This window comes from Pseudomonas lini (assembly GCF_964063345.1).
GTDB classification, from domain to species: domain Bacteria; phylum Pseudomonadota; class Gammaproteobacteria; order Pseudomonadales; family Pseudomonadaceae; genus Aquipseudomonas; species Aquipseudomonas lini_B.
Map to the genome: position 1 here is coordinate 6,349,240 of NZ_OZ061318.1, position 26,189 is coordinate 6,375,428.

The 26,189-nt window shown below is 57.7% G+C and carries 20 protein-coding genes; 10 read left to right on the forward strand and 10 right to left on the reverse strand.

Annotation, left to right across the window (positions count from 1 at the left end; all coding sequences use genetic code 11):
* Window positions 1–52: 52 nt before the first annotated feature.
* Complete coding sequence (locus AB3226_RS28860) at window positions 53–1,078, reverse strand: LacI family DNA-binding transcriptional regulator (RefSeq protein ID WP_367375560.1); 1,026 nt, start codon at window positions 1,076–1,078, stop codon at window positions 53–55.
* A gap of 263 nt (window positions 1,079–1,341) precedes the next feature.
* On the opposite strand from AB3226_RS28860, the gene AB3226_RS28865 reads away from it, so the two are divergent.
* From AB3226_RS28865 to AB3226_RS28875, 3 genes are all read left to right on the forward strand, one after another.
* Window positions 1,342–2,160: a hypothetical protein gene (locus AB3226_RS28865; protein ID WP_367375561.1), complete on the forward strand. Its 819-nt coding sequence runs from the start codon at window positions 1,342–1,344 to the stop codon at window positions 2,158–2,160.
* A gap of 141 nt (window positions 2,161–2,301) precedes the next feature.
* On the forward strand, window positions 2,302–4,302 hold the full coding sequence (locus AB3226_RS28870) for a hypothetical protein (protein ID WP_367375562.1): 2,001 nt from the start codon (window positions 2,302–2,304) through the stop codon (window positions 4,300–4,302).
* 240 nt (window positions 4,303–4,542) lie between these two features.
* Window positions 4,543–7,089, forward strand: coding sequence for an autotransporter outer membrane beta-barrel domain-containing protein (locus tag AB3226_RS28875; RefSeq protein WP_367375563.1), 2,547 nt, complete (start codon window positions 4,543–4,545; stop codon window positions 7,087–7,089).
* A gap of 92 nt (window positions 7,090–7,181) precedes the next feature.
* Here AB3226_RS28875 and AB3226_RS28880 read toward each other — a convergent pair whose 3' ends face one another.
* The 4 genes from AB3226_RS28880 to AB3226_RS28895 form a co-directional block, all read right to left on the reverse strand.
* Complete coding sequence (locus AB3226_RS28880) at window positions 7,182–7,823, reverse strand: DUF1345 domain-containing protein (protein ID WP_367375564.1); 642 nt, start codon at window positions 7,821–7,823, stop codon at window positions 7,182–7,184.
* Between the two features lie 132 nt (window positions 7,824–7,955).
* A complete protein-coding gene (locus AB3226_RS28885) occupies window positions 7,956–8,813 on the reverse strand; it encodes a hypothetical protein (protein WP_367375565.1) in 858 nt (285 codons plus the stop codon).
* A gap of 134 nt (window positions 8,814–8,947) precedes the next feature.
* Window positions 8,948–12,085 (reverse strand): multidrug efflux RND transporter permease subunit, encoded by a 3,138-nt coding sequence (locus tag AB3226_RS28890; protein WP_367375566.1) that lies wholly within the window; start codon window positions 12,083–12,085, stop codon window positions 8,948–8,950.
* A 15-nt stretch (window positions 12,086–12,100) separates the two neighbouring features.
* On the reverse strand, window positions 12,101–13,258 hold the full coding sequence (locus AB3226_RS28895) for an efflux RND transporter periplasmic adaptor subunit (protein WP_367375567.1): 1,158 nt from the start codon (window positions 13,256–13,258) through the stop codon (window positions 12,101–12,103).
* Window positions 13,259–13,551: 293 nt separating this feature from the next.
* Between AB3226_RS28895 and AB3226_RS28900 the strand changes: the two genes are divergently transcribed.
* The gene (locus tag AB3226_RS28900) at window positions 13,552–14,253 is read left to right on the forward strand and encodes a response regulator (protein WP_367375568.1); all 702 of its coding nucleotides are present in this window, start codon (window positions 13,552–13,554) and stop codon (window positions 14,251–14,253) included.
* Window positions 14,254–14,257: 4 nt separating this feature from the next.
* On the forward strand, window positions 14,258–15,559 hold the full coding sequence (locus AB3226_RS28905; protein WP_367375569.1) for an ATP-binding protein: 1,302 nt from the start codon (window positions 14,258–14,260) through the stop codon (window positions 15,557–15,559).
* Between the two features lie 161 nt (window positions 15,560–15,720).
* On the opposite strand, the gene pncA is transcribed toward AB3226_RS28905, so the two are convergent.
* Window positions 15,721–16,359, reverse strand: coding sequence for a bifunctional nicotinamidase/pyrazinamidase (gene pncA / locus AB3226_RS28910; protein WP_367375570.1), 639 nt, complete (start codon window positions 16,357–16,359; stop codon window positions 15,721–15,723).
* A gap of 312 nt (window positions 16,360–16,671) precedes the next feature.
* On the opposite strand from pncA, the gene AB3226_RS28915 reads away from it, so the two are divergent.
* Complete coding sequence (locus AB3226_RS28915) at window positions 16,672–17,484, forward strand: crotonase/enoyl-CoA hydratase family protein (RefSeq protein WP_367375571.1); 813 nt, start codon at window positions 16,672–16,674, stop codon at window positions 17,482–17,484.
* Between the two features lie 6 nt (window positions 17,485–17,490).
* Window positions 17,491–18,321 (forward strand): NAD(+) diphosphatase, encoded by an 831-nt coding sequence (gene nudC / locus AB3226_RS28920; protein ID WP_367375572.1) that lies wholly within the window; start codon window positions 17,491–17,493, stop codon window positions 18,319–18,321.
* On the opposite strand, the gene AB3226_RS28925 is transcribed toward nudC, so the two are convergent.
* Both AB3226_RS28925 and AB3226_RS28930 read right to left on the reverse strand, forming a co-directional pair.
* Entirely contained in the window at window positions 18,289–19,068 is a 780-nt protein-coding gene (locus AB3226_RS28925; RefSeq protein ID WP_367375573.1) for a TSUP family transporter, read from the reverse strand. The genes nudC and AB3226_RS28925 overlap by 33 nt on opposite strands.
* A 193-nt stretch (window positions 19,069–19,261) precedes the next feature.
* Complete coding sequence (locus AB3226_RS28930) at window positions 19,262–20,500, reverse strand: acyl-CoA dehydrogenase family protein (RefSeq protein WP_367375574.1); 1,239 nt, start codon at window positions 20,498–20,500, stop codon at window positions 19,262–19,264.
* Window positions 20,501–20,827: 327 nt separating this feature from the next.
* Between AB3226_RS28930 and sfnG the strand changes: the two genes are divergently transcribed.
* A complete protein-coding gene (sfnG, locus tag AB3226_RS28935; protein WP_367375575.1) occupies window positions 20,828–21,922 on the forward strand; it encodes a dimethylsulfone monooxygenase SfnG in 1,095 nt (364 codons plus the stop codon).
* Between the two features lie 135 nt (window positions 21,923–22,057).
* Here sfnG and AB3226_RS28940 read toward each other — a convergent pair whose 3' ends face one another.
* Together AB3226_RS28940 and AB3226_RS28945 are read right to left on the reverse strand one after the other, a co-directional pair.
* On the reverse strand, window positions 22,058–22,534 hold the full coding sequence (locus AB3226_RS28940; protein ID WP_367375576.1) for a DUF1348 family protein: 477 nt from the start codon (window positions 22,532–22,534) through the stop codon (window positions 22,058–22,060).
* A 56-nt stretch (window positions 22,535–22,590) separates the two neighbouring features.
* Complete coding sequence (locus tag AB3226_RS28945; protein ID WP_367375577.1) at window positions 22,591–23,154, reverse strand: TetR/AcrR family transcriptional regulator; 564 nt, start codon at window positions 23,152–23,154, stop codon at window positions 22,591–22,593.
* 215 nt (window positions 23,155–23,369) lie between these two features.
* Between AB3226_RS28945 and pssA the strand changes: the two genes are divergently transcribed.
* Window positions 23,370–24,713 carry a CDP-diacylglycerol--serine O-phosphatidyltransferase gene (pssA, locus tag AB3226_RS28950; protein ID WP_367375578.1) on the forward strand — a complete coding sequence of 448 codons (1,344 nt, stop codon included), beginning with the start codon at window positions 23,370–23,372 and terminating at the stop codon, window positions 24,711–24,713.
* A 286-nt stretch (window positions 24,714–24,999) separates the two neighbouring features.
* On the forward strand, window positions 25,000–26,016 hold the full coding sequence (locus AB3226_RS28955) for an AraC family transcriptional regulator (protein WP_367375579.1): 1,017 nt from the start codon (window positions 25,000–25,002) through the stop codon (window positions 26,014–26,016).
* Window positions 26,017–26,189: the final 173 nt, after the last annotated feature.

Consider the following 26,189-nt stretch of genomic DNA (forward strand, 5'->3'; position numbering starts at 1 on the left):
AACACCACAGATCCTTGTGGGAGCGGGCTTGCCCGCGAAGAGGCCCGAACATTCACCGAAGATTCCCCAGGGTCGACCCTCGAACAATCAACTGCGCCGAAAAATCCAGCGTCCGCACCGGCCCGTCATCCCCACGCAGTCGCTTGAGCAAACACTCAAACGCACTCGCGCCAATCTCCGCCGTCGGCTGGGCGAGGGCGGTAATCCCGCTGCCCACCAACGGATACCAATCCAGATCATCCAGGGCAATCAGCCCTACATCCTCAAACAGCGTGCACTTCAACTCACGCAACGAATGAGTGCTGGCCAGCGCGGCGATACCGTTGGCACAGAACAACGCTTTCGGGCCGGGACCAGATGTTTGCAGAAAGGTTTTCAAACGATCGGTCAGACCATCACCGGTTTCGACCACCACACCCGCGAGCGCCGGACGCTGCTCGATCTGCGCCTTGAAACTGCTGACCCGCTCGATCCGCGAACTGGTGCCGTCATACGGTTCGGTCACCATTAGCACATCGCGATAACCGCGTTGTTCAAGGTGAGCAACGGCCATCTCGACGGCGGCCGGATTATCCAGCCCCACCAAGTCGCTATCGAGCTGATCGACCTTGCGATCCACCAGCACCATGGGCATTTCCCGGTGCAATTCGCGCAGCTCATCGCGGTGATGACCGAGGGTGTTCACGATCAAGCCTTCGATGTTGTACGAGCGCAGCAACGCCAGGTGCTGACGCTCTTGCTCGTCATCGCGATCGGTATTGCACACCACCAGGCTGTAGCCGTGCTGACGGCAAGCGGTTTCCACCCCGTGCATCACGGCAATCGAATAAGGGTTACGGATATCGGCCACCAACATGCCGATCAGGCGGGTTCGCCCGCGTTTCAGCCCGCGAGCCATCTGGTTGGGGCGATAGCCCAATTCGCTGATCGCCTGCTCGATGCGCAAGGCAATGGCATCGGAGAGCAGGGCGCGGTCTTCGCCAATGAAGCGCGAGACGCTGGCCTTGGAGACGCCAGCGTGTTCGGCGACGTCGAGCATGGTTACGCGGCTGCGTTGGGCTGCTGAGAAATCGTTCAACGGCACGACCTTTCTATTGGACTTATCAGGTTCAAGCACACTGCTCTGAAACCGGTTTCAGGAGACTCCATTAACGGTCGTCCGTCAAGCAGATCGTGCCGTCACAAGGCACGCGGAAAGTTGTAATTCCGACGAGCGGTCGCAATACCTGTCAGATCTGACAGTAGCCAGGTCTTATGTAAGCGTATTTAATTGAATTGCAATCCGACCCAAACATCAGATTCGCGGCGTCAATGCATGAATACCGATCTGGAGTTGCTCTAATGCAAGTATTGAAGGGCTTACCGCTTACAAAAAGCGAGTTGCTTGCAGTGGCTTTGACCGTTGATGGCGTCGACAGAGCCGATCCTGATGGTGTGATACCGCCACATCTTTTAACCCAAGGTACGATCGCTCGGATTCCACGTTGGGAGAATTATTCCACTATCAGTTCACGCATTGACAGGCTCATTGTTACTTGGGAGCAGGACGGAGTAAAAACAGTTATCTTCAATCAAGGCTATCCAGGTCCGATCACACAGTTAGAGTTTGAGGTACGGCTCACTCCGCAACGCCTTGCTAAGGATGGAGTAGCATTGCTTTATTACGAGGTGATAGACGCGGATCAGAACGCTGATCCGGCGACGGCCATCAAACTCACTATTGACCATATTCAGAGACCCGTACCCACCCTAAAACCAGTGACCTTCCCGCATGCAACGCTATGGGGATATCTCAACTGTTTTACCAGGCCAGAACTTAAACGGGGCGTGACGGTAAGAGTGTTGCCGCAAACTATTGGTGCTGCCGGGGATCTTTGCACGATGCAATGGCAGGGCTATAAAAGTCTTAACGGGCAAAACCTTGTTATCGGCGCATTTAAAGAATTAACTCATACCTTGACGACAGGTGATCTGGATGTCGGGTTCAGTCTTGAGATGCCTTTTGATCCTTGTGTCCGGCCGCTTGTTAATAATCACTCGGCCCTGGTTGTCATCAGGTTTTATAGTGGGGGTAGACTTATTGCGAAATCCGAGCCGGAATTGGTGAAGATCGATCGGACAGTAGCCGGGAGCACGCTGCCCTGTTATTCAGAGTCATAAGCTGATAAAGATTTTATTTGCGCAGTCAGGTTGTTGTGGCTGTTAACTGGTATTTGTCTATTGAAAGGTTGTGGTAGTCGCGGGCAAGTTGTGTCTGTTGGGTGACTGCGCTCGTGGATTGATGTCTGAAGTGGATGTTGAATGCGTACTCATTATTATTGTATTGGAGCGTATGAAATGACTATCGAAGAGAAAATTTTTGCTGACGCAAGAAGTGCAAGTATTGGCGGTGGGATACTTTCTGAACCACCAGTGGTCAAAAATCTGGCCGTAAATGGGCGCATTAAAAAATCCGATGATGACAGGGGGTTTGTTGAGGTTGAACTTGCTGGTTTGACGAATGAGGGGGGGGGCGGTTCTGCAACACTCGAATTGGCCTTGCCCGACGGGACCACAAAACTACTGGAATCAAAAAGCCTGGCAGGCGCCAATGTACCTTTAATGTTTCGCCTGAATAAAGCAGACATTCCTGAGCAGACTACGCCTGAGGATCCAACTGAATATTCTGTTCAGTTCAAGGTTTTCGATGGCGATGGCAACGATGACCATTCTACAGCGCCGACTTCTTTGCGGGCCAGGTATCGTGGGCCTTACGCTACGAAGACACCCTCAAGTAGAGGGGTTGTTCCACCTGTTACCTATGTCAATGCGCCGACCGGAGTTCTTGATGGGGCTTGGTTCCTCGCTAACCCGGGCGGTCTGCGTTGCAAGGTGGTCGCTACTTATCCTTATCGACATCCCGATGATATTCATTATTTTTATTTGAACGCGAGAGCTTTATCCTCGACATCGCAAACCCCTATTTACACGGGGAAGCTGGATGCGAGTGACGAGTTTGTTGTTAGTGTCGCCGATTTACGCGCCTTGGGTAACACTACACTTTATCAGGTCAATAATATTCTTGATGTCGCTGAATACAGAAGTGTCGACTCAACGCCCAAGAAAGATCTTGAGGTCCGCCAACCGCCCGCAGTGACATTTTTCCCTCTCACAGTTCCTGATACAGGGACAGACGGAAATGCCACATTGACACTTAAGCATTTCAACCCTGTTCCCAGGAACGTGAAGATCAACCTACAGCGACCAACCAATGCTGTTACAGGCGCGATGATTGAAGTCAAGGTTGAAAATGAAGTGGTCGGTAGCAAGCCATTGGGGGCTTTGAGTGGCCTGGAGTTTGACTTGACATTCGATGCATTTGAAGCCGCTTACGGCACAACGACCGGAGAGTTGGCCGCTAAACTGACTTACACCTATAAAGATGGAACGGCGCCAACCCAGGACTCGAACCAAGTAACAACAGTCTATATGAACGCTGAGTATCCGCCGATTGGCTTGCTGCCGCCGCCGGATCTAGAGAGTGAAAACCTGCCCCCGGTCGAAGTGACTGGCGACACTGGCACCCTGAATCATCTTGTACCGGGTGATTTCGGCAAACCAGTTACGTTCACCTTCAGGATGTGGGACGCGGATCTTGGTGACCCTCTCACCAAAACTGCAACAGTGGGTTTTTATTACAACAAAGAGTTTATAGGGGATACGACAATCGAGCCGGGCGCCACCGAAGTCTCTATCGAAGTAGACTTCGCCAAAGTTGCCGGTCATGGTACCGGCAACAAGGATGCTTATTGCGAAATCCGATATCTGGATGTTGACGCTACCGTTGTGCAAAAAATTCCGACTGTCGTTAACTTTGAAGCAAGTGAAGTTAAACTTATTGAGCACGCCGCCAGAACCTATAATACTGATCGTGTCGTCAGTTGCCCAAGTTTCGATCTGGTTGGAGGCGAGCGTCTGTGGCGAGTAGCAGTGCCACAGGGACAAAGTTCATTGCCGACGGGGATATTAATAACTATTCGTGCTGAAGGTTACGAAGACCTCGCAATGACCATTCGCATTGGTACTCCTCACGCGGAGACAAAACCAGTTATCGCCGGGGCGCAAACTATCTTTGATGTGAACTTTACGTATCTCAAGACACTGCAAGGACCGATTGTAGCGCCGCCTGGCACACCTAACTATAACTACATGAATGTCTGGTATGAAACTACGATTGCGGGAACTCCCTACAGGTCACCTGAAGTGCTGCATAGGGTCAACGTCCGTAATACCAGTAGTTTGTTCTGCGATGGGACGGTTTAGTTTTTAGGGTCGTAGTGGTTCCGGCCAAACATGTATTTCATGCTGGTCGGAACACCTCTTTGACTGTCCGACGCTGTATCTGATTACAGCATCTATAGGATTATTCTGTCAGCGTAAGGGATTTTTCCTACATATCATAAGACCTTTCATCTGTAGTCTTCCGGCGTTCTGTACGTGCTCTAATTTTCCAGGAGCAACATAGCTTTCTTGCCGAGTTAATCAAATTAAAGGGGCCTTCTCATGACAACATCATCCATGTTGCCAATTCATCCGTTCGCCAACTGGCGCGTTATTTCCATTACAGTGGTGATGTTGATAGGGCCATCCGCTCAAGCTGCCAGTGTTCCACCCGGTGGTAATGAAACTATTACCAACGCTGATCCAATAGATAGCTGGGTGCTTAATCCAGGTTCCACATTGAATTCCATCGGCGCCGACACGCTGGATATCTCAGCAAACAATGCCACCCTGAATGCAACTGGGGGCAGCACCGGAAAGATCAGCGGTCAGATAAACTCCGCGTTGAATCTATCAGCAGTGGCCGTGGACAATTCGACAGGAGCCGGTGCCGCAGTGCAGATAAGTAACAGCACCGCTGACATCAGCGGAAGTCAAGTGACCAGCAACGATATCGGTTTTCAGATTAGTCGTTCCAACTCCACTCAGACAGGCTCCAGGGCCAGTCTGACCGGTGGGACGACTGTCATTGCGTTGAACGGTGGTGCGTTTGTCACTGGTTACAGTCAGTTGAACCTTACCGACTCCTTTGTACGGGGTACGGACGCCGCCAGCTATGGCGTTCGCTTGACAAACGGGGAGTTGAACGCGACGGGCAGCACCATCATCGGTGGCCTCAATGGTCTGCAGATTGGCAGGGAACTGGCGCTTGCCAGAGCGTCCACGGTGACACTCGATCAAACTCGCGTCGAAGGTCAGGCGGGTTCCGCAATTATTGTCGGTTATCAGGGCCGACCGGATATCACGGCAAACATTAATGTGCTCAATGACTCGCAGCTGATAGGTGCCAACGGCACTGTTCTGGAGGTGAATGATGGCGCACATGTGGACCTGACAGTCGATCGAAGTACGCTGGCCGGTAACGTGGTTGTCGCCGCCGGCAGCAGTACTCAGGCCCTGTTTCAAAACGGTGCTTCGTTGAACGGTAATCTGCAAAACGTCTCCCGAGTCACTTTCGATCATCAAAGTACGATGACGGGTGATGTCCTGGCTCAAGTTGGGAGCGCCGCCGCGGTGCATCTGGATAACGGTTCCACACTCAACGGGAATGTAAATAACGTCACCAACCTGTCTCTTGACCATGGCAGTGCCATGACAGGCAATGTGGTGAGTGATGCGAGCGGCGCCGTATTGCTGGATAACGGTTCAATCCTGACCGGCCAAATCGATAACACGACGAACGTGAATATCAATAACTCTGCCCAATGGGTCATGACCGGCGATAGCACCGTGCAACGTCTGGCATTGAATAGCGGCGTGGTTCGCATGGGCACCAACGAACAGTTCCAGCAATTGAACGTGGGGGACCTTTCCGGTAACGGTACCTTTGTAATGGGCACCGACCTGGGCAATGGCCAAACCGACTTTCTGAACGTGACGGGCAACGCCAGCGGACAACATCAACTGCAAATTTCCGCAACCGGCACAACTCCGGCTACTGCCGAATCGGTGAAGGTCGGCGATATCGCTTCCGGCGATGCGAGCTTCTCGTTGGGCAATCGCGAAACAGTGGACGCGGGTACGTTTGTGTACCGGCTGGCGAAGGAAGGCCAGGGCTTGTACCTGAACCCGGACAAGGAAACGGTCAGTACTTCAAGTAACACGGCGCTGGCATTGGCGGGCAGCGCTCGCAGTGTGCTGAATGCTGAAGCGGCCATGCTTAGCGATCAACTGGGCGACCGTAGTCTGAGCGTTCGACCCGAAGCATCGGTACGTTCGATGAATGACAGCTCGGTGAAAAACCTCAGTAACAGTGTGTGGGTTCGCACTTATGGTAACCAGTACAGCGTCGATAATGCTTATGGTGATGGGTATACCCAAAATCAGACAGGTATTACGGGTGGTGCCGACACAACAGTGGATCTGGGCGGAAGGTCGTGGGTGGTGGGCGGATTCGTCGGGACCAGCCACACCAAAATGGATCTCAAGTACGGCTCCAGCGCTACCGTCGACAGTGTGAATGCCGGTGTCTACGGCAGCACATTCGATGTTGAAAGCGGCGTGTTCGTCAATGTCATGGCCAAAATCAATCAGTTCGATAACAAGGCAAAAGTCACCATGAGTGACGGCACACGGGCCAAGGGTGATTTCAAGGCCTTGGGCGCCAGCGGGTCGGTAGCCGTCGGCAAGCATATTCGCTTGAAGGACAACTACTTTGTCGAGCCTCAAGTACAGGTATCGACCGGTGTCATTCAAAGCGACAAATACCGGCTCGATAACGGCCTGGAAGTAAAAAGCGACACCATGCGCTCCCTTCAGGGCAAGGTCGGTGTCCGGGGCGGGCGGGTCATTGCCCTCGACAACGGCAGCCTGATCGAGCCTAGCTTGATGACGGCGGTCAATCACGAATTTGTGAAGAGCAATGAGGTCAAGATCAACGACGACAGTTTCGATGATGACCGCGCCAGTAGCTCGATTGAGTACGGAGCGGGTTTGAAGTGGACACCGACTCAACGTAACTGGCAGGTTTCCGGTCAGGTAGGTGGCAGTAAAGGCACGACGGTCAGTCAGGATTGGAGCGGTAGCTTGAGAGTGAGCTATTTCTTCTGATAAAGCGGTTTCAACGGCTTATACAAATGCCCCGACAGTGTCGGGGCATTTTTGTATCTGTCTGATTGGTTAGTGGCACGTTTGTGCAGCCATCAGCCAAACAACCCCGCCGCGATATTGATCGAAAACCCCAAAATCGCCGTATTGAACACAAACCCGATCAACGACTGCGCCAGTACGATCTTGCGCAAGTCTCGCGTGGCGACGCCCACATCGGCGGTTTGCACGGCCACGCCGATGGTGAACGAGAAATACAGAAAGTCCCAGTAATTGGGGGTAGTCAGCCCCTCGGCAAAACGCAGCGCCGGCTCCTTACCGTTCCAGGTGTAATACAGCCGGGCGTAGTGCACGCTGAAAATCACCCCGATCAGCAACCATGAGCCGATCACCGTCAGCGCGGTGAAACCGTAGCGCAGCAGTTTGCGGGCGGTTTCCAGGTCCCTGCTGCCGGCAAGTTCGAAGGTGATGGTGCCGAGGCTGGCCAGTGCCGCGAGGCACACCAGCAGCAACACCAGGCCGGCGTTTTCATCTTCGACCTCGGCAATGCGTTTGACGTCCGGGGCCTTTGCACGCATGGTGAGCCAGAGCATCAGCAGCAGATACGTCCAGACCCCGGCGTTCCAGCCGATGAGAATTTTGCTGATGATTGAGTCGGCCGGAGCCAGAATGCCTACCGCGATGCCAAATGTGGCAGCGGCGGACAGGCGAGGGTGGGTGCGGGCGAGAAAAGGCATGGACATTCACGGTGACGGGGTGTTGATGCACCTTAGCTCAGGCAGGCGGGGATGTGTACGGCTTGGAGTAAAAGTACGTCAGCGACGTGTTGATTGTTCAGAGGAGTCGCTGACGTTCAAGTGCTTCTCTGTTTATTGGTTTTTACTGGCCCGGATGTTTATTGTGCCTTTGGTTACTTGAATAGATGGAAGCGACCCGTCGATGGATTCTCCCGTGAAAAAGAACGTCGCCGTCAGCTCGTTTTTGGCTGGACCGGTGGTCAGAACAAACTCCCCTTCGGTGGCGTTATAAGAATTACCCGCAGGAGTGACTTTTGTATAAATCGCCCTAATTATGCCCGGGTGTTTGGCGAAATCGTAAGTGCCGGGCGGGGTCCCTTTAGTGAGAAACACAGAGAGCGTGGATCTGTGAAAAGGGAATTGAATCATCTGTTCAGCCCAGCACAGCCAAGTCGGGGCTTCCTCATTTGAAAGTTTAACGGTGGTGGAAATGAATTCCTTTGGTTCTTCCGATGAGATTTCGGCGGCTACCGAACCTGAAGCCAGAACTGACAAGTCAAATCCAGTTAGCGAAAATGCTCCATCAGTGACGCTTGCGACAAGACCACCGTTGGTAGCTCCAAAATTAAAAGAGCCGGTCATCTTTTCGGACGATTTATTGTAGGTAATTTTCAACGAACCGCTGTTCGACAGCATGTCATAAGAAGAACCTCCATCTTTGAAATACCCGCATTTGCCATAAGCCTTCCGACCGTTGGCGGCGCTGAGGTCGAATGTTTTCTCTGTCCCATCATCAGGGAGCTCTGTTTTGTCTATGAATAACTCAAGTACTAGCAGCAGACCATTCGATTTATACTGGGCGCTAACGTGCCATTGGCTGCCGGGACCTCTAATGGAGACGGTTTGAGCGTTGAATGGGTGGTTTTCTCCTCCTACCTCAACTGTCGCTTTAAAGGTTCCTTCTGCAGCAATTTGGTTCGGCATATTCATTTTCCCGGCTCCTGCCATTTGGCATTAGGTTGAAAATCACCGCTGATGTGTGAGGTTTCAACCTAATGCCCAATTGACACAAATTCTACTGTCACTTCTGACAGGTTTAAGCCAGGTTTTTTTATGCCGAAGGGTTATATCTGCTCTTGGGCCGCGAGTGGTGTTTGATTGTTTCTGGATTTGCCGTGCCGTTTACTCACCAGCTTCATCACCACCACAAAAAACACCGGCACAAACACCACTGCCAACGTCGCCGTAATCATCCCGCCAATCACTCCGGTACCAATCGCCTGCTGGCTCGCCGAACTGGCGCCCGTGGCAATCGCCAAGGGCACCACACCAAGAATGAACGCCAGCGAGGTCATGACAATCGGTCGCAACCGCAACCGCGCGGCTTGCAGTGTCGCGTCGATCAGGTCATGCCCTTCGTCATACAGGCTCTTGGCAAACTCGATGATCAGGATCGCGTTTTTCGCCGACAGACCGATGATGGTAATCAGCCCGACCTTGAAGAACACATCGTTGGGCATTCCGCGCAGGGTCACGGCCAGTACCGCACCGAGTACCCCCAACGGCACCACCAGCAACACCGACGTCGGAATCGACCAGCTCTCGTACAGCGCCGCCAGGCACAGGAACACGATCAACAGCGACAGACCGAGCAGAATCGGTGCCTGGCTGCCGGACAAACGTTCCTGCAACGACAACCCGGTCCATTCCTGACCCAACCCGGCCGGGCCTTGCGCCACCAGCCGTTCGATTTCCGCCATGGCTTCGCCGGTGCTGTAACCCGCTGCCGGTTCGCCGGAAATGCTGATGGCCGGGTAGCCGTTGTAACGGGTCAACTGCGCCGGGCCCTGGGTCCAGTTGGCCCGGACGAAGGCCGATAACGGCACCATTTTTCCTGCGTTGTTACGCACGTGAATCTTCAGCAGATCGTCGACCTGACTGCGTTGATCGCCTTCGGCCTGGACCACTACCCGTTGCATCCGTCCCAGGTTGGGGAAGTCGTTGATATAGGCCGACCCGACGGCAGTGGACAACACGTTGCCAATGTCGGCAAACGAAATACCCAAGGCGTTGGCTTGCTTGCGGTCCACTTCCAGTTGCACTTGCGGCGCTTCGGCCAGGGCGCTTTCGCGCACGTTCATCAACACCGGGCTTTTCTCGGCGGCGGCCAGCAATTGGCTGCGCGCCTGCATCAGCGTGGCATGGCCGAGGCCGCCACGGTCTTGCAGGCGGAACTCGAAACCGCTGGACGTGCCGAGGCCATCGACCGGCGGCGGCAACACCGCAAAAGCCATGGCATCCTTGATCTGACTGAGCGCGATGTTGGCGCGGTCGGCAATCGAACTCGCCGAATCGTCGCTGCCGCGATCCGACCAATCCTTGAGCGTGGTGAACGCCAACGCGGCGTTCTGCCCGCTGCCGGAGAAGCTGAAGCCGAGAATCACCGTGCTGTCGCCGACGCCCGGTTCAGTGGCGTTGTGCGCTTCGATCTGTTCGACCACCTGCACCGTGCGGTTTTTGCTCGCGCCCGGTGGCAGTTGTATGTCGGTGATGGTGTAACCCTGGTCTTCCACCGGCAGGAACGAGGAGGGCAGGCGACTGAAGCACAGCCCCAGACCGATCAGCAGCACGCCGTAAATCAACAGGTAACGCCCGGTGCGTTTCAGCGCGTAGGCGACCCAGCCCTGATAGCGCTCGGTCAGTTGTTCGAAGCGTCGGTTGAACCAGCCGAAGAAACCGCCCTTGGCATGATGCTCGCCCTTGGCAATCGGCTTGAGCAGTGTTGCGCACAGCGCCGGGGTCAAGGTCAGGGCGAGGAATGCCGAGAACAGAATCGAGGTGGCCATCGACAGCGAGAACTGCCGGTAAATCACCCCGACCGAGCCCTGCATGAACGCCATCGGAATGAACACTGCCACCAACACCAGGGTGATGCCGATGATCGCCCCGGTGATCTGCTTCATCGCCTTGCGCGTCGCGTCCTTGGGCGACAGGCCCTCGGTGGCCATGATCCGCTCGACGTTCTCCACCACCACAATCGCGTCGTCCACCAGAATACCGATGGCCAGCACCATGCCGAACATGGTCAGCACGTTGATCGAGAAACCCAGCAAGAGCATGGTTGCGAAAGTGCCCATTAATGCCACCGGCACCACTAGCGTCGGAATCAGCGTGTAGCGGAAGTTCTGCAGGAACAGGAACATCACCGCAAACACCAGCACCATCGCTTCGACGAGGGTGTAGACCACTTTGGTGATCGAGACTTTGACGAAGGGCGAGGTGTCGTACGGAATCTTGTATTCGACGCCGGCCGGGAAGTAGCGCGCCAGTTCGTCCATCTTTGCCCGCACCAGGGTCGCGGTGCTCAGGGCATTGGCGCCCGGCGACAGTTGCACGCTGACGGCGGTCGACGGTTTGCCGTTCAAGCGCGTGGAAAACTGGTATTCCTGGCTGCCGATCTCGACCCGCGCCACATCGCCGATGCGCACCGTGGAGCCGTCAGGATTGGCCTTGAGGACGATGTCGGCGAATTCTTCAGGCGTCGACAGCTGGCCTTTGACCAGAATGGTCGCGGTGATTTCCTGCGTGGTGCGCGTCGGCAAATCGCCAATGCTGCCCGCGGAAACCTGAGCATTTTGCGCAACGATGGCGGCGTTGACATCAGCCGGGGTCAGGTTGAAGCCAATCAGTTTCTGCGGATCGATCCAGATCCGCATCGCCCGTTCGGCACCGTACAACTGGGCCTTGCCGACACCGTCCAGACGTTTGATCTCGTTCATCACGTTGCGCGCCAGGTAATCGCTGAGCGCCACGTCGTCGAGCTTGCCGTCGCTGGAGGTGAGGGTGATCAGCAGCAGGAAACCGGCGGAGACTTTCTCCACCTGCAAACCCTGCTGGGTGACCGCCTGAGGCAGGCGCGACTCCACCGCTTTAAGGCGGTTTTGCACGTCGACCTGGGCCATTTCCGGGTCGGTGCCCGGCTGGAATGTCGCGGTGATGGTGGCGCTGCCGAGGCTGCTCTGGGATTCGAAATACAGCAGATGATCGGCGCCGTTGAGTTCTTCCTCGATCAGGCTGACCACGCTTTCATCCACGGTCTGCGCCGAAGCGCCCGGGTAGGTGGCATAGATTTCGACTTTCGGCGGCGCAACGTTCGGATACTGCGCCACCGGCAACTGTACAATGGCCAACGCACCGGCCAGCAGGATGAACAAGGCGATCACCCAAGCGAACACCGGGCGGTCGATAAAGAACTGCGGCATAAAAAAGCGTCCTGCTTACTGACCAGAAACCTGGGCAAGTGGAAGAGGGGTGTCATCGATCTGGACTTTTTCACCGGGGCGCGCATGTTGCAGGCCTTCAGTGACGATGCGGTCGCCGGACTTGAGGCCGTGGGTGACGATCCAGCGATCGTTCTGCACCGCGCCCAGTTCGACCGGTTGCTGGCCGACGCGCTGCTCGGCGTCGAGCAACAGCACGTGGGCGATGCCGGCGCTGTCACGCTGGATGGCCCGTTGCGGCACGCTGATGCCTTGCTGATTGAACGCTTGCTCCAGACGCACGCGAACGAAGCTGCCCGGCAGCAAGTCGAGGTCCGGGTTGGGGAACTCGCTGCGCAAAATGATCTGACCGGTGCCCGGGTCGACGGTAATGTCGGTGAACAGCAGCTTGCCCGGTAATGGATAGAGGCTGCCGTCGTCCTGAATCAACGTGGCTTTGGCCTGACCTTGGCCCACTTCCTTTAACTGGCCGGAACGGAACGCGCGGCGCAGGTCGTTGAGTTCACGGGTCGATTGCGTCAGGTCCGCGTGGATCGGGTTCAACTGCTGAATCAATGCCAGCGGCGTGGTTTCGTTTTGCCCGACCAGCGCGCCTTCGGTTACCAGCGCTCGGCCGATGCGCCCGGAAATCGGCGCGGTGACGGTGGCATAACCCAGGTTCAGTTTCGCCCGCTCCACGGCGGCTTTATTGGCAGCGACATCGGCGGCGGTCTGCCGGGCATTGGCTCGGGCGTTGTCGTAATCCTGGCCGCTGATGGCGTTGCCTTCGATCAACTGGGCGTAACGCTGCTCTTGCAGTCTGGCCTGGAACGCGTTGGCTTCGGCCTTGCGTAATGCGGCTTCGGCGCTGTCCAGGTCGGCCTTGAACGGCGCGGGGTCGATGCGGAATAGAACGTCGCCCTTTTTTACGTCGCTGCCTTCACGGAAGGCCTGCTGCAACACCACGCCGGCAACACGGGCACGGACTTCGGCGATGCGTGGCGCGACAATCCGCCCGCTCAGTTCGCTGCTGATCGACAGCGGCCGCGCTTCGATGGTTTCGATCCGCACTGTGGCCAGCGGCGCCTGTTCTTCGGCGGTCGAGGACTGGTCACAAGCGCTCAGCGTCAACGCCAGTGCAATCAGGCTGAGCCGGGCAAGCAGATTCTTTGACATGTAAATACCCCAATAATGACCTCCCGTATCCTACGGGGGGGCGAGGAGGGTAGCGGTTAAGCTTTGTAGGGGGTGTGTGAAATTGTGTAAGGGTTTTGCTCATGGGCGTGTGAGGGCGTATATCCTTGGCGCCTTGAAATTTATTGCGAGAGATGTACCGCTATCGCGGGCAAGCCCGCTCCCACAGTGGTCGGTGATGCTCACAAAACCTGTGTCCACATCAAATCCCTGTGGGAGCGGGCTTGCCCGCGATGACGATCTATCCGGCGCCACTGCACTTTCTGGAAACACCCATGCCCAACATCCTCCTGGTCGAAGACGACACCGCGCTCTCCGAACTGATTGCCAGCTATCTGGAACGCAACGGCTATAGCGTCAGCGTGATCAGCCGTGGCGATCATGTGCGCGAGCGGGCGCGGGTCAATCCTCCGGACCTGGTGATTCTCGATCTGATGCTGCCGGGGCTCGACGGTTTGCAGGTCTGCCGCTTGCTGCGGGCCGATTCTGCGACTTTGCCGATCCTGATGCTCACCGCCCGCGACGACAGTCACGATCAAGTGCTGGGCCTGGAGATGGGCGCCGACGACTACGTCACCAAGCCCTGCGAACCACGGGTGTTGCTGGCTCGAGTGCGCACCTTGCTGCGCCGCAGCAGCCTCAGCGAACCGCTGACCGCCAACGACCGCATTCTCATGGGCAATCTATGCATCGACCTGTCCGAGCGCACCGTGACCTGGCGCGAGCAACTGGTCGAGTTGTCCAGCGGCGAATACAACTTGCTGGTGGTGCTGGCCCGGCATGCCGGCGAAGTGCTGAGCCGCGATCAGATTCTGCAACGCCTGCGCGGAATTGAATTCAACGGCACCGACCGCTCGGTGGACGTGGCCATCTCCAAGCTGCGACGCAAGTTCGACGACCACGCCGGCGAGGCGCGCAAGATCAAAACCGTGTGGGGCAAGGGCTACCTGTTCAGCCGTTCCGAGTGGGAATGCTGAGTCGATGTTCAGAATCCTGTTTCGTCTCTATCTGGTGACCATCGTTTCGTTCAGCGCGGCGATCTATCTGGTGCCGGACCTGGTGATTCAGGTCTTCCATGAGCGCTTCATGACCTACAACCTCGATTACTCCCGAGGCTTGCAAACCCTGATCGTCAAACAGTTTCGTGCAGTGCCGATTGAGCAGTGGCCGGCGCTGGCAGACGAAATGGACAAGGAATTTCAACCGTTGCACATTGTGCTGGCCCGCAACGACGACGCCGAATTTACCCTGGATGAACGTGCGCGCTTGCAGCGCGGGGAGAACGTCGTGCGCATTGGCGATTGGGGCTGGCGCACCTTGGCCGTGACGCCGTTGAACGAGCAGATGGTCGTGGAAATGGTCGTGCCGCCGGACCCGACTGACGTCAGTTGGTTGTACTGGAGCATCAACGTGCTGATCGGCGCGACCATGCTCGCGTGTCTGTTGCTGTGGTTGCGCCCGCACTGGCGCGACCTGGAACGCCTCAAAGGCACCGCCGAACGCTTCGGCAAGGGCCACTTGAGCGAGCGCACGCAGATTTCCCCAAACTCCAATATCGGCAGCCTGGCCAAGGTGTTCGACACCATGGCCGGTGACATCGAAAACTTGCTCAATCAGCAGCGCGATCTGCTCAATGCGGTGTCCCACGAATTGCGCACGCCATTGACGCGGCTGGATTTTGGCCTGGCGCTGGCGTTGTCCGACGATTTGCCGGCCGCCAGTCGTGAACGTCTGCAAGGTCTGGTCGCGCACATTCGCGAACTGGATGAACTGGTGCTGGAGTTGCTGTCCTACAGTCGATTGCAAAACCCGGCGCAATTACCGGAGCAGGTCGATGTATCGCTGGATGAGTTCATCGACAGCATTCTCGGCAGTGTCGACGAAGAACTGGAATCCCCGGAAATCGTCATCGATGTGCTGCTGAACGGCCAGCTCGAACGCTTCTCGCTGGACCCGCGACTGACTGCCCGGGCGATCCAGAACCTATTGCGCAACGCCATGCGCTATTGCGAAAAACGCATTCAGATCGGTGTACAGGTATGCGCCAAGGGCTGTGAGATCTGGGTGGATGACGATGGCATCGGTATTCCGGAGGAAGAGCGGGAGCGGATTTTCGAGCCGTTCTATCGGCTGGATCGTAGTCGGGACCGCGCAACGGGTGGGTTTGGGTTGGGCTTGGCGATCAGCCGCCGGGCGCTGGAAGCACAGGGCGGCACACTCACCGCGCAACTGTCGCCGCTGGGGGGCGCGCGGTTTCGGTTGTGGTTGCCGACGCCCGCCTGAATCTTTCGACATCCCTGTGGTGAGGGGGCTTGCCCCCGTTGGGTCGCGAAGCGGCCCCCTACATTTCTTCAGTCACATAACGGGGGGCAGGATTGGCGACTGCTTCGCAGCCGAACGGGGCGGTGCGGCGTTCCGACAAGCCCCCTCGCCACAGAGGATCACTAGCCGCAGGAACCGAGTATTTCGGTTGATGGAATCAACCCGACTCCAGCCACTTGCATCCGCTCAATCGCCGCCGCCAGCGATCCATCCAGATCAATCGCCCGACACGCATCCATCACCACAAATGCATTGAACCCGGCCGCCCGGGCGTCCAGCGCAGAAAACATCACGCAGAAATCCAGTGCCAGCCCGACCATGTAAACCGTGTCGATGCCGCGCTCTTTCAAATACCCGGCCAGGCCCGTGGTCGTGGTTCGATCCGCCTCCAGAAACGCCGAATAACTATCGATGTCCGGATTGCATCCCTTGCGGATGATCAATTGGGCGTGAGGCAGGTCCAGTTCCGCATGGAACTCGGCGCCGGGTGTGGCCCGTACGCAATGCTCAGGCCAAAGTGTCTGCTCGCCGTAAGGCAACTGAATCACGTCGTACGGCTTGCGTCCCGGGTGGCTGGAAGCGAATGAGGCGTGGCCGGGCGGGTGCCAGTCCTGGGCGATGATGACCTGCTTGAACTGGCGGCCGAGGCGGTTGATCAAGGGCACGATCAGGTCACCCTCCGGCACCGGTAACTGACCGCCGGGGATGAAGTCGTTCTGTACGTCGATAACCAGTAGGGCTGCACGTGAAGAGATTGGCATGGGTGGGGTTCCTCCTTGGAAAGTCCGGTGCAATCATAGTGATAACTTTGCTCGTGCGCTAAGTCGGTTTCTCATTAATTTCGGTGGTGCGGCCAATCGCGGGCAAGCCCGCTCCCACAGTGGTCGGTAATGTTCACAAAGTCTGTGTCCAGATCAAATCCCTGTGGGAGCGGGCTTGCCCGCGATTGGCCGGCCCTGGCACTAAAGAACCCTGAGCCAGTCCCGCATTTGGCCGAACCGCTGCCTTACTGCCGGCACTGATGCCTTGTTATAGTTCGGGCCTCATATTCTGCCCGGTAAAGGATCACTGCCATGTCTCAATACACCGCCTTCAGCGTCGAACTGGCCGATAACATCGCCCATGTGCAGATCAACCGCCCGGAAAAGATCAATGCGATGAACGCCGCGTTCTGGAGCGAGATCATCGAGATTTTCCAGTGGATCGACGATACCGATGAAGTGCGGGTGGTGGTGCTCAGTGGCGCCGGCAAGCATTTTTCTTCGGGCATCGACCTGATGATGCTGGCCGGTGTAGCCAATGAGCTGGGCAAGGATATCGGGCGCAATGCGCGCCTGCTACGGCGCAAGATCCTCACGCTGCAAGCCTCGTTCAACGCCGTCGACAATTGCCGCAAACCGGTACTGGCGGCGATTCAGGGTTATTGCCTGGGCGGCGCCATCGACCTGATTTCCGCCTGCGACATGCGTTACGCGGCCGAGGACGCGCAATTTTCCATCAAGGAAATCGACATCGGCATGGCGGCCGATGTGGGCACTTTGCAACGCTTGCCACGGATAATCGGTGACGGCATGCTGCGTGAACTGGCTTACACTGGTCGCACCTTTGGCGCTGATGAAGCGCGCAACATCGGGCTGGTCAATCGTGTCTATAGCGATGCCGCCAGCCTCCTTGAAGGCGTGATCGGCATTGCCCGCGAGATTGCCAGCAAGTCGCCGATTGCGGTCACCGGCACCAAAGAGATGATCAGCTACATGCGTGACCATCGCATCGACGACGGCCTCGAATACGTCGCCACCTGGAACGCCGCCATGCTGCAATCCACCGATCTGCGCGTGGCCATGGCCGCCCATATGAGCAAACAGAAACCCGAATTTCTGGACTGATTAACCATGACTTCACGCTGGACCACTGCAGTACTGGACACCGATCAACCCGGCGGTTGGGCCGTCGCGCGCAGCCCCGAAGGTTTTTTGTTCGATGACAATGGCGCGCTGTTTCCCCGCGAATGGCTCAAGCGTCAGGACCTGTCGGTTCTCGCCGAGCACGGCATCGGTCACCTGGATGGCGAACCGGTCTACCTGCTGGAGCTGCGCAGTCACAGCGAAGTGCCGGGCTGCAACTGGAAAGGCCTGCGAGCGTTCATGCTCGAGGGCGATCACACCGTCTACAAGGTGCTCGGCTATGCCGCGCAAATCGGTACCTGGGCTCGTGAACATCGTTTTTGTGGCAATTGCGGGCAGGTGATGCGCCAGGTGCCGCGTGAGCGGGCGATGTACTGTGAGCCGTGTGATATACGCCACTATCCGCGCATTTCACCGAGCATGATCGTGCTGGTGACCCGTGGCGACGAAGTTCTGCTGGCCCGTTCGCCACGTTTTGTACCCGGGGTCTATAGCACCTTGGCGGGATTTGCCGAGCCGGGTGAGTCGGCCGAAGACTGCCTGATTCGCGAGGTCCGCGAAGAGGTGCAGATCGAGGTCAAGAATATCCAGTACATGGGCAGTCAATGCTGGCCGTTCCCGCATTCGATGATGCTCGGTTTTCACGCCGAATACGCCGGGGGCGAGATTGTCTGTCAGGAAGACGAGATCGAAGACGCCCAGTGGTTCAACGTGCATGAGCTGCCGCCGTTGCCGGCGTCACGCTCGATTGCCCGTTACCTGATCGACGTCTATGTGGCGCGACGCTTAGGCCACGCTGAACCAGTGCTGCCAGGCTAACCGGACGGTCAAGCCGAGCACCACGGTGATGAACACCGGGCGAATGAATTTCGCACCGCCGCTGATGGCGGTGCGCGCGCCGAAGAAGGCCCCGACCATCACCGACAGGCCCATGCTCAGGCCGATGATCCAGTCCACCTGCCCGGAAAATATGAACACCGACAGCGCCGCGATGTTACTGACGAAGTTCATGCTGCGCGCCACGCCGCTGGCCTTGACCAGGTCGATGGGGTAGAGCAGCAGGCTGCTGACGGTCCAGAACGCGCCCGTTCCCGGCCCGGCTACGCCGTCGTAGAAACCGAGGCTGAAGCCTTGGCTCGATTGCCACTTTTTCTTGATCGGTGCGTCGCTGTCCAGCGGCGCCTTCGGCGTGCCGCCAAACAACAGATAAACCCCGCAAGCGAAAACGATCACCGGCAGCATCTTGTTCAGCCATTCCGCTGGCAAGTAATGCGCGACCACGGCGCCGGTGAGCGCGCCCACCAACGTGCCGACGATGGCGTGCGTCCATTGCCGAGGATGGAACAGCTTGCGCCGGTAGAAAGTGAAACTGGCAGTGGCCGAGCCGAAGGTAGAACTGAGCTTGTTGGTGCCCAGCACCAGGTGCGGTGGCAGGCCGGCGGTCAGCAGTGCCGGAGTGGTCAACAGACCGCCACCGCCGGCGATGGCGTCGATGAAACCGGCAATGAAAGCGACGAGGGCCAGAACGGCCAGGGTAGTGAGGTCAACGCTGAGTTCGAAAGGCATGGAATGGGCTTATTCGGCAGGGCGCAGAAGAGGGCTGCGAGGAAGGCCGGTATCTTACTCATAAAGTTATCCTGTTACAGCCGATCGTTCCCACGCTCTGCGTGGGACTGCATCCCGTGACGCTCCGCGTCACATCCGAAGCGGACGCAGAGCGTCCATAGCGGCATTCCCACGCAGAGCGTGGGAACGATCATTACCGGGTGGATGGCCCATTACCGATCTGCCACACAAACGGCGGTTCAGTCCCGTTAATCGCCCAGTCTCCGACAATCCGCGCCTTGTAGATCACCGGATTGTGCGACGACACGGTCCGCGCATTGCGCCAATGCCGATCCAGCGATTTGCCTTCGCGAACATCCGAAGCGCCCAAGGCATTGAACAGCGCCGTGGTTGCGCGCTGGATCAATTCCGAGACCACCACCTGAGCCTTGGCCGACTCAAGCTCCGCCGCCACATTCGCCGCGCGCTCCAGCGCTTCATCCCCGGAGAACCGCGCCAGATAAGCCCGTTGCGCCGGTTGCGTAGCCTTCAAGGCACTGGCTTCGGCGGCATACACCCACGCCGCCACTTCACCCACCACCTGCTGCACTTGCGAATCCTCGCTGACCCGCTGTGCATTGCCGTGGCTGTAGATGCGTTTGCGCTCGCGCACCTGATGCGCCACATCGCGCAATGCGGCGCGGCCAATCCCGGCGAGGGTCGCCAGCAGCACCAACTGATAAAACGCCGTCTGATATTTGAAGCGGGTGGCGAAGTCGATGATGTTCTCGGCGTCCACTTCAGCCTCGATAAACCGCGAAGTGCCGCTGCCCGTGGTGCGCTGGCCGAAACCGTCCCAGTCATCGCTCTGCACAATCCCCGGTTGGCGTGTGCGGACCGCGGCGATCACATCGCCGCCGGTATCGCTGCGTTGGGCATAGACGTCGATCCAGTCAGAGAAAATGCTGCCCGTGCTGTAGAACTTCTCGCCGTTGAGCCGCCACTGATCGCCGTGGGGCGAGACTTTGGTGATCACATCGCCGATCGCCACAGCGCCGATCTCGGTCCAGGCATTGCCGGCGATGTCACCTTCGACAAAGCGTTTGAACCACAGATCCCGACCCGGCCCCGGCGGTGAGTTCAAACGATCCTCGGCAAAGGCGAAATGCCCGCGCAAGGCCTGGGGCACGTTGGAATCGGCTTCGGCCAGTTCGATCAGCAGTTCGAACAACTGCGGCAGGGACGCGCCGCCACCGCCGTATTCAATCGGCACCCGCACCGCGCCGAAGCCAACCTCCTTGAGCCATTGAATCGGTTCGTAAGGCAGGCTGCGGGTTTGTTCGCGTTCGACGGCACCGGCGGCGATTTGCTGGAAGATCGGTCGAAAACGTGCGGCCAGCGCTTCATAGTCAGTGCCAGTGGACAACGGGTTGATTACTTGATGTTCGGTCATGGGACAGCTCCTGGGCAGTGAATGCCATAGGGGATTGCACGGTCCATGCCGAAGCTCGCAGACCATGGTTTATTGGTTGTTGTGCATTTCGGCGTGGCCTGAACTGTTGCTGTGCCAACAATGCATCAGCAAATTGCTTCAGCACATCACATACCCGTGGCGAGGGAGCTTGCTCCCGCTGGGCTGCGCAGCGGCCCTAAAATATTTGTGAGCGCTGCGCACTCAAGCGGGAGCAAGCTCCCTCGCCACAGTGTCGCCTCAAGATTCAGCGCTGGCACGGTTGCTGCTCTGACCACGGCACTTCCCTGAAAACCCGAGGACACGCCAATGAGTCAGCAAGCCGTCAAATTTGCCTACTGGGTGCCGAACGTCAGCGGCGGGCTGGTGGTCAGCAAGATCGAGCAGCGCACCCACTGGGGCATCGACTACAACCGCAAACTGGCGCAACTGGCCGAAGAGGCGGGGTTCGAATATGCGCTGACCCAGATTCGTTTCACCGCCGGTTATGGCGCCGAGTTCCAGCATGAATCCGTTGCCTTCAGCCATGCGCTGCTGGCCGCCACCACTAAACTGAAAGTCATCGCGGCGATATTGCCGGGGCCTTGGCAGCCGGCATTGGCGGCCAAGCAACTGGCAACCATTGATCAACTTACCAACGGCCGGGTGGCGGTGAACATTGTCAGCGGCTGGTTCAAGGGCGAGTTTCAGGCCATCGGTGAACACTGGCTGGAGCACGATGAGCGTTATCGCCGCTCCGAAGAATTTATTCGTGCATTGAAGGGCATCTGGACCCAGGACAACTTCACCTTTCGCGGCGACTTCTACCGCTTCGACAACTACAGCCTCAAACCCAAGCCACTGGGTCAGCCGGAAGTCTTCCAGGGCGGCAGTTCCCGTGCAGCCCGGGACATGGCGGCGCGGGTTTCGGACTGGTACTTCACCAACGGCAACACCCCCGAAGGCATCAAGGCTCAAGTCGATGACATTCGCACGAAAGCGGCTGCGAATAATCATTCGGTGAAGGTCGGGGTGAATGCTTTTGTCATCGCTCGCGACACCGAAGAAGAGGCGCGGGCGGTATTGGCGCAGATCATCGATCAGGCCGACCCCGATGCCGTGAACGCGTTTGGCGATGCAGCGAAGCAAGCGGGCAGGGCGTCGCCTGAGGGCGAGGGCAACTGGGCCAAATCGACCTTTGAAGACCTGGTGCAGTACAACGATGGTTTCAAGACCAATTTGATCGGCACACCGCAGCAGATCGCCGAGCGAATCGTCGCGTTGAAAGCGGTGGGCGTGGATTTGGTGCTGGCGGGGTTTCTGCACTTTCAGGAAGAAGTGGAATATTTCGGGAAGCGGGTGTTGCCGTTGGTGCGGGAGCTTGAAGCCAAAGCGGCTATCAGGCATCAAACTGCGGTCGCCTAAACACCATAAAACCCTGTGGGAGCCGGGCTTGCCCGCGATGACGGTTTCACATTCAACAAATAAGTTGTCTGTGACATCGCCATCGCGGGCAAGTCGGATCGCCGCAACGCCGCTCCCACATGGATCTCGGTGAAGTTACAGGCCCAAGTCCGACAAGCCCGGGTGATCATCCGGCCGGCGGCCCAGCGGCCAGTGGAACTTGCGGTCGCTTTCCTTGATCGGCATGTCGTTGATGCTGGCGTAACGGTTGAACATCAAGCCGTTCTCGTCGAACTCCCAATTCTCGTTGCCGTAGGAACGGAACCAGTTACCCGAGTCGTCATGCCATTCGTAGGCGTAACGCACAGCGATACGGTTGTCGCCATGGGCCCAGAGTTCCTTGATCAGTCGGTAGTCCAGTTCCTTGGCCCATTTGCGGGCCAGGAAAGCTTTGGCCTCTTCGCGGTTATGGGCGAACTCGGCGCGGTTACGCCACTGGGTGTCCCGGGTGTAGGCCAGGGACACCCGTTCCGGGTCGCGGGAGTTCCAGCCGTCTTCGGCCAGGCGAACTTTTTCGATGGCTGATTCACGGGTAAACGGCGGCAATGGCGGACGAACTTCGGCAGTAGACATATAAAGTCTCCCTATCAAATTAACGTTCAAGCAAATTGTCGGGCTTATTAAAAGTGTTACAGGTCCAATAACTTTCGCGCCATGCATTGCGCATTATCGGCGGCACTGTGATCACCCATCACAAGCGCTACGGTAATGGCACCGTCGATCAGGATCAGCAGCTGTTTGGCCAGCGTCTCCGGGTCTGTCGCGCCATGTTCGGTACAGAGCTCGCGCACGTAGTCGAGCAGCTTCTGTTTGTGGTCTTTGGCGACCAGGCGAACCGGGTCTTGCGCATCGCCGGTTTCGCCGCTGGTATTGATGAATGCGCAGCCGCGAAAGCCTTCGGAAGCGAACCAGGCCTTGAGCACGGTAAACAGGTTGAGCAGCCGCTCGGCCGGGGTTTGCGCCTTGCCGACTTCGCTTCGATACCAATTCATCCAGCGCACATCGCGGCGTTGCAGGGCCGCGACGGTGAGCTCCTCCTTGTTGGCGAAGTAGCGGTAAATACTTTTTCTGGAAACGCCGGCGGTTTTCACCAGAAGCTCCATGCCGGTGGCGGCGATGCCACTTTTATAGATCAACTTTTCGGTGACATCCAGAATGATGTCGCGTGTGTCGTTGCTAGTGATTTCGTTCATGTGGCTGACAGTAGAATGATCGTTCTCCTTGGTCAAGAGGTTATTTGTGGTGACTGTGAAATCGCCATCGCGGGCAAGCCCGCTCCCACAGGTACAGCGCTATCCTTGTGGGAGCGGGCTTGCCCGCGATGGGGCCAGAGCGGACAGCCACAAGACCCAAACCCATCCATGGTGTAAGCTCTCGGGTTCTTCGGATTCGACCCTTTGCGAGCCCTATGCCGTCGCTTTTCAAACGCTCTCTGCTGCCTAAACTGCGCAGTTTTCCGCTGACCGCCGATGCCGTCACCATCCTTTCCGGCGCCGCCGAGTTCCGTCGTTGCCTGCTGGAACAAATCGCCCAGGCCACCCAGCGCATCTATATCGTCGCGCTGTACCTGCAACAGGACGAAGCCGGACAGGAAATCCTCGATGCCCTGCACGCCGCCAAACTGGCGCGTCCGGAACTGGACGTGGTGGTGGTCGTGGACTGGCTGCGTGCCCAGCGCGGTTTGATCGGTGCCGGCAAGCAGCCGGGCAACTCGGCCTGGTATCAGGAAACGACCCGCACCCACGAAAGCGTTGTGCCGGTGTACGGCGTGCCTGTGCAGACCCGCGAGCTGTTCGGCGTGCTGCATTTGAAGGGCTTCGTGATCGACGATTGCGTGCTCTACAGCGGCGCGAGCCTGAACAACGTTTACCTGCACAAATTCGACAAGTACCGCTTCGATCGTTATCACCTGCTGCAGAACCACGCGCTGGCTGACTCGATGCAGCACCTGATTCAGCACGGTCTGATCGCTTCCAAAGCGGTGCATCGCCTCGACCTGCCAAACCTGCCGACCACCCGCAGCCTGCGCAACGACATCGGCGACCTGCGCAGCCGTCTCAAGCACGCGGCGTACGACACCACGGCGGGCAGCACGACGAAGGGCGGTTTATCCGTCAGCCCCTTACTCGGTGTGGGCAAGAACAACCCGTTGAGTCGGGTGATCTGCGAGCTGATCGCCAGCGCCCAACATCAGCTGACCATCTGCACGCCGTACTTCAACCTGCCGCTGGCGGTGACCCGGGAAATCAATCGGGCCCTGGCGCGGGGCGTGAAGATCGACATCATCGTCGGCGACAAAACCGCCAACGATTTTTACATTCCGCCGAGCGAGCCGTTCAAGGTGATCGCGGCGCTGCCATACCTTTACGAAATCAGCCTGCGACGCTTCGCCAAGCGCCATCAGCGCAGCATCGACAGTGGCAAGCTGAACCTGCATTTGTGGAAGGATGGCGACAACACCTATCACCTGAAGGGCATGTGGATCGATCAGCGTTATACCTTGCTGACCGGCAACAACCTCAACCCGCGGGCGTTCCGACTCGACCTTGAAAACGCGTTGCTGATCGATGATCCGAAAGGTGAATTGCTGGAGCCGCGCGGTAAAGAGCTGACGGAGATTTTCCAGCACACCAGCCGCATCGAGCGGTATCAGGATCTGGAAACATTGCCGAATTACCCGGCGGGAGTGGCCAAGTTTCTCAAGCGTGTGAGTCGGGTACGGATCGAGCGGTTGTTGTATCGGATTTTGTAAGGGATTAGCACGACGGGACAGGTGTGGTGCCTGCCAAAATGCCTTCGCGAGCAGGCTCGCTCCCACAGGGGATTTGTGTCGATCATAATTCCAATGTGGGAGCGAGCCTGCTCGCGAAAGCGGTGTGTCAGGCGACATCGATGTTGTCTGTTATCGCGCCTTCGCGGGCAAGTCGGATCGCCGCACCGCCGCTCCCTCAGGATTCAGGCTGCCCACAGGGGGCGGCGTCGGGCTGATGGCTGCGCTAATATGCTCACCACTCAAACAACAAGGCTCGCCACGGTCAATGTCGGAAAAAGACACCATCTCCATTCAACTGGTGCGTGAAGCGCTGTTGCAAAGTTGCGCCCCGGGCGCTGCCACCGAAGAGGTGTTGAACAAGGTCGGCATCGATCCGGCGTTGCTGGAGACCACCGACGCCCGTGTTCCTGCCACTGCTTACGCAAGGCTGTGGCGCTTGCTGGCCCGGCGCGGCGACGATGAGTTTTTTGGCATGGACCCGCGCAAGCTCAAGTCCGGCAGCCTGGAGTTTCTGTGTCGTTGCTCCATGGTTCAGCCAAGCCTGGCCGCCGGGCTGACTTCGGGGCTGAGCTTTCTGTCGTTGATGCTTGAGCGCATGCCCGCGCAACTGGTTCGCCAGCAAAGCCTGGCGGAAATCGTGCTGCTGGAAGACGACGAAGACCCGCGCCGTGCCTTCACCTACTTTACTTACTGGATGATCGTGCACGGCGTGGCCTGTTGGATGGCAGGGCGGCGGATACCGATCCTGGCCATTGAGTTGCGTTGCCCTGCGCCGGATTTTTGTGATGACTATCGGGTGATGTTCTCCGAGAACCTGCGGTTCGACCGGCCGCGCACGCGGATGATTTTCTCCGCTGACTGCCTGGATTTACCGATCAAACGCAGCCCTGAAGAGCTCAAGCGCTTCCTGGCCCATGCGCCGGCGAACATTCTGGTCAAATACCGCGATCCCGAAAGCCTGGCCAGTCGGATCAAGCACGATTTGCGGCAACTGCCCGCCGAGCATTGGCCGGAAACCGAGGCGCTGGCGCAGCACCTGTGCATGTCGGCCTCGACCCTGCGCCGCCGCCTGGCCGAAGAGGGCCAGACCTATCAGGGGCTCAAGGACAGTGTGCGCAAGGAACTGGCCATCGTCTGGCTGGCCGAGCCGGCCATCAGCTTCGCCGAAATCGCCACCCGTTTGGGGTTTGCCGATGCGAGTTCGTTCTACAAGGCGTTTCGCAAATGGTCGGGGTCCAATCCGGGGCATTATCGGAGTTTGATTCTTAACGAAGCCGACTGATCCGGATTGTGTGGTGCCTGAGCCGGCGCCATCGCGGGCAAGCCCGCTCCCACAGGTTTTGCGGCGTACGACATTTATGGTCACCGCATATCACTGTGGGAGCGGGCTTGCCCGCGATGGCGGCTGCCCGAGCGCCACATCCTTCGGATCTTGGCCAAACCAGTCACACAACT

Excerpts from the sequence above, each read along its gene's own strand:
- AB3226_RS28945 (WP_367375577.1), bottom strand. The coding sequence starts at position 23,154 with ATGAACGAAATCACTAGCAACGACACACGCGACATCATTCTGGATGTC.
- AB3226_RS28905 (WP_367375569.1), top strand. The coding sequence starts at position 14,258 with ATGTTCAGAATCCTGTTTCGTCTCTATCTGGTGACCATCGTTTCGTTC.
- AB3226_RS28880 (WP_367375564.1), bottom strand. The coding sequence starts at position 7,823 with ATGCCTTTTCTCGCCCGCACCCACCCTCGCCTGTCCGCCGCTGCCACA.
- sfnG (WP_367375575.1), top strand. The coding sequence starts at position 20,828 with ATGAGTCAGCAAGCCGTCAAATTTGCCTACTGGGTGCCGAACGTCAGC.
- AB3226_RS28915 (WP_367375571.1), top strand. The coding sequence starts at position 16,672 with ATGTCTCAATACACCGCCTTCAGCGTCGAACTGGCCGATAACATCGCC.
- AB3226_RS28895 (WP_367375567.1), bottom strand. The coding sequence starts at position 13,258 with ATGTCAAAGAATCTGCTTGCCCGGCTCAGCCTGATTGCACTGGCGTTG.
- AB3226_RS28870 (WP_367375562.1), top strand. The coding sequence starts at position 2,302 with ATGCGTACTCATTATTATTGTATTGGAGCGTATGAAATGACTATCGAA.
- nudC (WP_367375572.1), top strand. The coding sequence starts at position 17,491 with ATGACTTCACGCTGGACCACTGCAGTACTGGACACCGATCAACCCGGC.
- AB3226_RS28955 (WP_367375579.1), top strand. The coding sequence starts at position 25,000 with ATGTCGGAAAAAGACACCATCTCCATTCAACTGGTGCGTGAAGCGCTG.
- AB3226_RS28940 (WP_367375576.1), bottom strand. The coding sequence starts at position 22,534 with ATGTCTACTGCCGAAGTTCGTCCGCCATTGCCGCCGTTTACCCGTGAA.
- pncA (WP_367375570.1), bottom strand. The coding sequence starts at position 16,359 with ATGCCAATCTCTTCACGTGCAGCCCTACTGGTTATCGACGTACAGAAC.
- AB3226_RS28925 (WP_367375573.1), bottom strand. The coding sequence starts at position 19,068 with ATGCCTTTCGAACTCAGCGTTGACCTCACTACCCTGGCCGTTCTGGCC.
- AB3226_RS28890 (WP_367375566.1), bottom strand. The coding sequence starts at position 12,085 with ATGCCGCAGTTCTTTATCGACCGCCCGGTGTTCGCTTGGGTGATCGCC.
- AB3226_RS28865 (WP_367375561.1), top strand. The coding sequence starts at position 1,342 with ATGCAAGTATTGAAGGGCTTACCGCTTACAAAAAGCGAGTTGCTTGCA.
- AB3226_RS28930 (WP_367375574.1), bottom strand. The coding sequence starts at position 20,500 with ATGACCGAACATCAAGTAATCAACCCGTTGTCCACTGGCACTGACTAT.
- AB3226_RS28875 (WP_367375563.1), top strand. The coding sequence starts at position 4,543 with ATGACAACATCATCCATGTTGCCAATTCATCCGTTCGCCAACTGGCGC.
- pssA (WP_367375578.1), top strand. The coding sequence starts at position 23,370 with ATGCCGTCGCTTTTCAAACGCTCTCTGCTGCCTAAACTGCGCAGTTTT.
- AB3226_RS28885 (WP_367375565.1), bottom strand. The coding sequence starts at position 8,813 with ATGAATATGCCGAACCAAATTGCTGCAGAAGGAACCTTTAAAGCGACA.
- AB3226_RS28900 (WP_367375568.1), top strand. The coding sequence starts at position 13,552 with ATGCCCAACATCCTCCTGGTCGAAGACGACACCGCGCTCTCCGAACTG.